This window comes from Pedobacter suwonensis (assembly GCF_900111825.1).
Lineage (GTDB): Bacteria > Bacteroidota > Bacteroidia > Sphingobacteriales > Sphingobacteriaceae > Pedobacter > Pedobacter suwonensis.
Map to the genome: position 1 here is coordinate 1 of NZ_FOJM01000035.1, position 8,221 is coordinate 8,221.

Annotated in this window: 7 protein-coding genes; 4 read left to right on the plus strand and 3 right to left on the minus strand. The window is 39.5% G+C overall.

All coding sequences use genetic code 11. The annotated features are described in order from the left end of the window. Positions 1–263: transposase (locus BM107_RS24375; RefSeq protein WP_139222342.1), on the plus strand; the 263-nt coding region annotated here is incomplete at its 5' end. 987 nt (positions 264–1,250) lie between these two features. On the opposite strand, the gene BM107_RS24385 is transcribed toward BM107_RS24375, so the two are convergent. Further along, positions 1,251–1,871, minus strand: coding sequence for an L-threonylcarbamoyladenylate synthase (locus tag BM107_RS24385; protein WP_090988385.1), 621 nt, complete (start codon positions 1,869–1,871; stop codon positions 1,251–1,253). Positions 1,872–1,998: 127 nt separating this feature from the next. Between BM107_RS24385 and BM107_RS24390 the strand changes: the two genes are divergently transcribed. The 3 genes from BM107_RS24390 to BM107_RS24400 are packed head-to-tail and all read left to right on the plus strand — an operon-like array spanning position 1,999 to position 4,175. Next, complete coding sequence (locus BM107_RS24390) at positions 1,999–2,256, plus strand: type II toxin-antitoxin system Phd/YefM family antitoxin (protein ID WP_090988386.1); 258 nt, start codon at positions 1,999–2,001, stop codon at positions 2,254–2,256. Then, entirely contained in the window at positions 2,249–2,503 is a 255-nt protein-coding gene (locus tag BM107_RS24395; protein ID WP_090988387.1) for a Txe/YoeB family addiction module toxin, read from the plus strand. Before BM107_RS24390 ends, BM107_RS24395 begins: the two co-directional genes overlap by 8 nt. A 10-nt stretch (positions 2,504–2,513) precedes the next feature. Beyond that, positions 2,514–4,175, plus strand: coding sequence for an FMN-binding glutamate synthase family protein (locus tag BM107_RS24400; RefSeq protein ID WP_090988389.1), 1,662 nt, complete (start codon positions 2,514–2,516; stop codon positions 4,173–4,175). Positions 4,176–5,005: 830 nt separating this feature from the next. On the opposite strand, the gene asnS is transcribed toward BM107_RS24400, so the two are convergent. Both asnS and BM107_RS24415 read right to left on the minus strand, forming a co-directional pair. Further along, positions 5,006–6,454 (minus strand): asparagine--tRNA ligase, encoded by a 1,449-nt coding sequence (asnS, locus tag BM107_RS24410; RefSeq protein ID WP_090988392.1) that lies wholly within the window; start codon positions 6,452–6,454, stop codon positions 5,006–5,008. 813 nt (positions 6,455–7,267) lie between these two features. Next, positions 7,268–7,795 carry a ferritin gene (locus BM107_RS24415; protein WP_090988394.1) on the minus strand — a complete coding sequence of 176 codons (528 nt, stop codon included), beginning with the start codon at positions 7,793–7,795 and terminating at the stop codon, positions 7,268–7,270. Between the last annotated feature and the right edge of the window lie 426 nt (positions 7,796–8,221).

Sequence of the window (8,221 nt, forward strand, 5' to 3'; positions counted from 1 at the left end):
TAACAGATTACAGTTTAATGAGGCTTACGGCTGAACTTGGTAACAATATTAAACAGTGGCCTTCAATAAAAAACTTTGTTTCCTGGTTGGGACTGGCTCCAGGTAAGCATCAGTCAGGAAAGATGAATAAAAGAAGTAAGAAAAAACCTGCAACCAGAGCGGGACAAATATTTAAACAGGCAGCCCAATCTATATTGTTAAGCAAACACCAGGGCTGGGAGCATTTGCCAGACGACTTAAAGCAAAAAAAGGTTCTGGCATAGCTATAAAAGCTACGGCAAGAAAATTAGCAGAACTTTATTATAGAATATTTGATAAAGGGATGAATTATGTTGAACAGGGAGTAAAGAGATATCAAGAAAAGTTAAAAGAACAACAGATAATTTTCCTCCAAAAAAAAGCAGGTGAACTTAATTTGCAGGTTGTTGAAAATTAAACAATTATACAAATACGTCAATGGTAGGTACGAAGGGTCTTTGATTGAAAGATTCTTCACTGCGTTCAGAATGACAAATTTGGATTTTTATCCTTGGCTCGGGCTTGCCTCGGCTCACCGCCGCCGATGGGCTTTTTCTTTTCTCTTGATAGAAAAGAAACAAACCTGAGCGCAGCGAAAGCATGCCTGCCGTTAAAAACAACAAACACTAAGGCATAACTGAAAGGCTTGCATCTGTTTTTTATAAGATCATGTTGTTTTTATCGGTATAGAAGATTGCTACGCAATTCTTGTAAAAACCTACGGAAATCTTAATTGCGGCAGCATCGAGGCTTTTAGCCTTTGCTTTATTCCACCGCGCTCGCTTTGATCCTGCCTTGGGCTGTGGGTTTATAAGGGGAACTGCAAAGATTTCCGTGCTTTTTCCTGCGAAAATCTGCGAGGCCGGGTAGGATGGTGCAAAGAAAGGCATCCTTAGACTAATCCCTATGTAACTATGAGTGGACACCATGTATCGTCATCTCGACCGCAGTGGAGAGATCTTTGGAATTGCATTGAAACTATGAGGGAAGCTCCTTTCATTACGGCCGGATAGCAGGGTACAGATCGCATGGAGCATATTGCAGGGTACACTAATATGTGACTTATAGGTTGCCAACTTTGTTATTAAGCCTGATTGAAACGGAAAGCCCGGAGCGAGGCACGAGTGAGGACTTGAAGTGTAAAGCAGGGCAGGAGGCCGCCATATGGAACCGAATCGTTCACTTTCAAGAAAAGCAAACCAATTTATCTTTTTTATTGTACCGGAAAGGTTTTACAGATACTCCTCAATATTTCCCTTACCCTCACGAATGATTTTAAATTCACCTGTGGTGCAATCGATTACGGTAGAAGCTTCATTATCGCCATAACCACCGTCGATAACCAGATCAACCAGATCTTCATATTTCTCATGGATCAATTCAGGATCGGTAGAATACTCGATCACATCATCATCATCTTTTATTGAAGTCGAGAGTATAGGGTTGCCCAATTCTTTTACAATGCAGCGGGCAATGTTATTATCAGGCACCCGTATACCCACCGTTTTTTTATTGGAACTCAATAGTTTGGGTACATTGTTATTGGCATTGAAAATAAAGGTAAAAGGCCCTGGAAGTGCTTTCTTTAATACCCTGAAAGTAGTATTGTCAATGGGTTTAATATAATCAGAAATGTGTTTTAAATCGTGACAGATAAACGAAAAATTTGCCTTTTCTGGTTTTATTCCACGTATCCTGCAGATTTTCTCGATCGCTTTCGGATTGGTGATATCGCAGCCCAAACCATATATCGTATCGGTTGGATAGATAATCAGGCCTCCTTTTTTTAATACTTCAACAACCTGTTCTATAGCCCTCTGGTTGGGGTTTTCCGGATAAATCTTAATAAGCATAGCGTAAAAATAACAAATTAAAACGTTTGTTGTTTAAATAACATTAACCATAAAGATTCTAAATACGTACAAGTAATTGTACAGGTTTTTTTATTATCTTTAATTTTGAAGATTATTATCTAAAATTATGGAAATCACAAATTATACCTCATTCAGGCAAAGTCTAAAGTCTTATTTAGATAAGGTTTTTTCTAATCATACTCCATTATTTGTTACGCGGGCGAAAGGAGAAGATGTAGTTGTTTTATCTAAGGCCGATTATGATAGTATGCTAGAAACATTTTATCTTTTAAAAAGTCCAAAAAATGCAATGAGGCTGGAGCAAGGGTTAAAGGATTATGAAAACGGTTTGGCAAAAGAACAAGATCTTTTGGATCATGATTAAATTGTTCCTGGATGGTGCATGGGAGGATTATCTCTATTGGCAATCGGTTGATAAATCGGTTCTCAAAAAAATAAATGCCCTGATAAAAGAAATCGAACGAACACCCTTCGAAGGAACTGGGAAGCCTGAGCCACTGAAACATCAATATGCTGGTTGGTGGTCGAGGAGGATTAATTTAGAACACAGACTTGTTTATAAGGTAGAAGATAACAAACTTATCGTTCTACAGTGCAGATATCATACTTAACAATAAAAACATGAGAAAAGCTTTCGTCGCGATTGCCGCATTTTTAATCGCCCTAACCATTATGCTGGGCCTTTACCATCCTTTTTTATGGTGGACATTCATTTTTACAGGTCCGTTTGTACTGCTTGGTATCTACGATTTGTATCAGCCTAAACATAGTATCGTGAGGAATTACCCTGTATTTGGGCGTTTGAGGTATTTTATGGAAGAGTTGAGACCGAAAGTGTATCAATATTTCGTGGAAAGTGACACCAATGGTACTCCATATAACCGGTTAAACCGTTCGCTGATTTACCAGCGTGCCAAAACCGATAACGATACGATTCCATTCGGTACACAGTTAAATGTGTACGAAAACGGTTACGAGTGGTTGAGCCATAGTATTGCTGCCATTTCGCACCATGAATTGAATTTAGATCCCCGTGTTACCGTTGGTGGCCCGGATTGTAAGAAGCCTTATTCTGCCAGTATTTATAATATCTCGGCCATGAGCTTTGGTTCGTTAAGTCAGAATGCTATTCTGGCATTAAATGGTGGTGCCAAACTGGGTAACTTTGCGCACAACACCGGCGAAGGCGGGATCAGCGATTACCACCGTCAGCCGGGCGGCGATTTAATCTGGCAGATTGGTACAGGTTATTTCGGTTGCCGCAATGCGGATGGTACTTTTAATTACGACGCTTATGCCGAACGGGCACAGGCTGATCAGGTGAAAATGATTGAGATTAAACTTTCACAGGGGGCAAAACCTGGTCATGGGGGTATGCTGCCAGCCAAGAAAGTAACACCGGAGGTGGCGAGGATCCGTTTAGTGCCCGAAGGTAAAGATGTATTGTCGCCACCGGCACATTCGGCTTTTAATACACCTATCGGTTTATTGGAATTTGTTCAGAAACTACGCGATTTATCAGGTGGCAAACCCGTAGGGTTTAAATTGTGTATAGGCCGTAAAAGCGAATTTTATGCCATTTGTAAAGCCATGGTAGAAACCGGGATTTATCCTGATTTTATAACCGTTGATGGGGGCGAGGGTGGAACAGGTGCCGCGCCACAGGAGTTTTCGAATTCGGTAGGTATGCCATTGCGCGAAGGGGTTGCCTTTGTGTATGATGTTTTAAATGGTTTTGACCTGAAAAAACATATTAAAATTATTGCTTCGGGTAAAGTGGCCACCGGTTTCGATCTGGTTAAGAATATTGCCCTCGGTGCTGATATGTGTAATGCCGCACGCGGAATGATGTTTGCTTTGGGCTGTATCCAGGCTTTGGAGTGTAACAGCAACACCTGCCCAACAGGGGTGGCTACGCAGGATCCGAGTTTAATGAAAGGTTTGGTGGTGGAAGATAAAACCGTTCGTGTTAAAAACTTCCATAACCTGACGGTGGCCAGTGCGGTAGAATTGCTTGGGGCTGCGGGTTTACGGGAAACGCATCAGTTAACCCGGGCCTATATCAACAGAAGGGTGAGTCCGAGTGTGATGCAGAGTTATTTAGAAACCTTTCCGTATATACCGGCGGGTAGTTTATTGCAAACCCCATATCCAACCCGTTACGAATTAGGCATGGCGCTAAGTACTTCAAAAAGTTTTGCCCCAACCGATTATAAAGTATCTGCAGTAGATTATTCGCATGCTAATCCGTACGGGGATACCGTACATGAGGATGGAAGATAGTATTTTCGAAGTCTTTTTAGATTAAAAAAGAGGTCACGGTTTTCAAAAACATGACCTCTTTGTTCTTTTTGGCTATTTTTTAGAAAAGCAGGTGCAGTAACATCTAGGTTAGCCCAGCCCTGCTTTTTGCTACAAGCCTCACTCGTTCCTCGCTTCGGGCTTTCGCGCCATCCGATGGTTATCGGATCAGGTTTAGGTAGCAAAAACAGGGAAAGAATAAATGTTAAAATCACCAAACGTTCCTACGGAACGAAAACGCCAATTTTACAATTGGCTACCGATGAATCGTCCCGCTGGGACGGTCAGGAGATAAGTTTTCCAAAGGCAATATTGTGTAGATATACTTAAATGTTGCCGGTCTGAGCTACCAAAACCGTTCAAAACATCAGCGATATATCCTTTAGGTATACATAAATGTTCTTTAGTTTGAGAAGGTATTTTTATTGAATAAAAATCAATTTAAATGACAGTAAAGTTTCGGAAACAAATCTCCCCGAGAGATCGTTATTGCGAGAAGGCTTTTTCAGCCGACGAAGCAATCTTTATAGCAAGGACCACTAACAGCGTAGATTACTTTCTTGAAACTTCCGGATTCTACTTCGCAATAACGACCTTTTTGAAGTCTGTCAATGGTAGTTCAGTTCAGGATCTTTATGGTAAGGTAAATACTGAAACAAGTGCAATATGATTGAATTCACTACCTCTTATTGCCAATCAAAATAATCGCTTAATAAAAAAGAAGTCAAGTTAACTTGACTTCTTTGGTGAAAGGTTTGTTTTTCCTAAACCCTAAACCCTAAACCCTAAACCCTAAACCCTAAACCCTAAGGCTAAAACTCCGCGTTTTTCGGGAATCTTGGGAAAGCGATTACATCGCGGATGTTGGTCATTCCGGTTACGAACAATACCAAACGTTCAAAGCCTAAACCGAAACCTGCGTGTGGTGCGGACCCGAAACGACGGGTATCTAAATACCACCACAATTCATCCTGCGGAATATTTAAAGCTTCCATGCGTTGCGTTAAGCGGTCTAAACGCTCTTCACGTTGCGATCCACCGATCATTTCGCCAATGCCCGGGAATAAGATATCCATGGCGGCAACCGTTTGTCTGCCTTCGGCATCCGGTTCATTCTGGCGCATGTAGAAAGATTTAATATCGGCAGGATAATCGGTTAAGATTACCGGTTTTTTAAAGTGTTTTTCTACCAGGTAACGTTCGTGCTCGCTTTGTAAATCGGCTCCCCATTCATCAATCAGGTATTTAAATTGTTTTTTCTGGTTTGGTTTAGAAGATTTTAAAATCCTGATCGCTTCTGTATAAGTTAAACGTTCAAAATCATTTGCTAAACAGAAATCCAGTTTTTCTAACAAGCTAAATTCACTGCGTTCGTTTTGCGGTTTTTGTTTATCTTCTTCAGCTAAACGGTTATTTAAAAATTCTAACTCCTCTTTGCAGTGATCCAAAGCATATTTTATAACATACTTCATCATGTCTTCTGCAAGCTGCATATTGTCTTCCAGGTCGGCAAAAGCAAATTCAGGCTCAATCATCCAGAATTCGGCCAAATGGCGTGTGGTATTTGAGTTTTCAGCCCTGAAAGTTGGACCGAACGTGTAAATTTTACCAAAAGCCATGGCTGCCAGTTCGCCCTCTAACTGACCCGATACGGTTAAGTTGGTGGCGCGGGCAAAGAAATCCTGCGAGAAATCTACTTTACCATCTTCAGTACGGGGCGGGTTATCGAAATCGAGAGTGGTTACTTTAAACATTTCGCCCGCGCCTTCGGCATCACTGGCTGTAATTACCGGCGTGTGCATGTAAACAAAGCCACGCTCGTTGTAAAACTGGTGGATGGCAAAAGCCAAAGCATGGCGCACCTTAAAAACGGCATTAAAGGTGTTGGTGCGGAAACGCAGATGTGCAATTTCACGTAAAAACTCTAAACTGTGTTTTTTAGGCTGTAAAGGGAATTTTTCAGGATCGCTATCGCCAAGGATTTCTATATTGGTGGCTTTAATCTCAACCGTTTGACCTTTACCAAGCGATTCGATCAGTTTGCCTGTTGCAGAAATGGCTGCGCCGGTTGTGATTCTTTTCAAGAGCTCATCAGGTAGATTATTAAAATCGATCACTACCTGGATATTGCCCATGCAAGATCCATCATTTAAGGCAATAAACTGATTATTACGGAAAGTTCTTACCCATCCCATAACCGTTACTTCTGTGTCAAATGCTGTCGACTTTAATAAATCTTTAATTTGCTGTCTCTTAATCATATTGTTATTTGTGAAAGGCGCAAATTTAGAAAAAAAACTGGTATCGGTTAGCGGTTTGCGGTTTTCGGTTTGCAGTTTTTTTAAAAGTGATTTGATATCTTCCTTAAATGTTTTTTTCCTGACAGCTTGTTAATATTGTGATGTTATCTGGTGACTTCATCGGTTTTTGATGAGATGGCCTCATAAAATTTGTAAGTTATTATCCTTTTTGACTTTATTTCCTGGATAATTCCTTATTATGAAGTGTTTAAATTTAATTATCCGATTAATTTCTGTTTTTTATTGTTAAAATATTGTTTTTATGTATTAATTTTTAGGTTATATTTCATTTTTATAGATGTAAATATCTTTTTTATTAAGTTTTTACTGAATTATTTTTTAATTTTTTAATAAAAACACTTGTTTTTGTGATTGAATTTTGTACTTTTGTAATGCTCGTTAATTATTATTATATATTTGGTTTAAAAAAAGCGCTGGCAACGGCGCTTTTTTTATAAAAACTTCAAGACTTATTCATAATCAACATAAACCAAACAACCTAAAACCAAGAAAGCTCCGGAAAACCGGGGCTTTTCTTTTTATTGGGTTATCATCCGGGCGGAAATAGGTGAAATGGAGGGTTCTCAAGGAAAATTCGTCATTGTGAGAAGGCTTTTTCAGCCGACGAAACAACCTTATGTCTATGGATTTTAGCAATCGTTGTAAGATTGCTTCGTCGTTCCTCCTCGCAATGACGATCTTTCACAGGGATTCTAAGTGAAAAAAAAAAGCTACCCTTTTCAGGATAGCTTTTCAATATATGTTTTGTTGTTGTTATTCTTCTGAGTAAGAAATTTTGTTCACGTGTTTATCAATTTCCCATCTTCCGGTACCTTCTTCGCCAATTACCTCGAACAATTCTAAGGCCCTGCGTGCTTTGTATTCTTCTTCACGCTGCTCTTTCAGGAACCAGTTCAAAAATTCCATGGTTACGAAATCCTGTTCTTTGTGGCATCTGGCTGCAATGTTTTTGAAACTTTGGGTAATTGCGATTTCTGCCTCCAAAGCATCTTCGAAAACTTCCCTGAAACTTGCGAATTCTGTTTTGATTCCGCTAACTTCCGGCGAGATGGCGTTTCCGCCCATATCCAATACATATTTAAATAATTTAAGCTGGTGAACCCTTTCTTCTTCAGATTGCTTTAGAAAATAATCTGCTGAATAATCGAAGCCATTTTGATCGCACCAGGATGACATGGATAAATATAATGATGAAGAGTGAGCCTCTTTTTTAATTTGCTGATTTAATAATGTTTCGATATCCTGAGATATTAAACATTTGATACGCATTAGATCTTTCATATTTCTGTACTTTAATAACAATACAAATGTAAACTGAATTTGTTCTGGGTTCTAATTTATTTGCAATATAAAATTAGTCTAAATTGCTGATAATTAATTATTTGTAATCAGTTTAAATAAAGAGGGTAGGTGATGTAAGATGTGAAATGGAGGATGGAAAATGGATGGATAACGCCAAACGGATAGGGGTTGAGGATCAGCGGGATAATGATTGGTTTTCAGTTGGCAGTTTCCAGTTGGCAGTTTTCAGTTACAGTTTTCTGTTACCAGTTTTCAGTTTCCTGTGCAATCGTCATCCTGAGTCTATCTCAGGATCTTTTCAGACAGATACTTAAACAAATTCAGTATGGCGGATTGAGTTGATTTGTAACTTCTATGTTAGCAGTTTTCGGTTACCAGTTTCCTGTGCAATCGTCATCCTGAGTT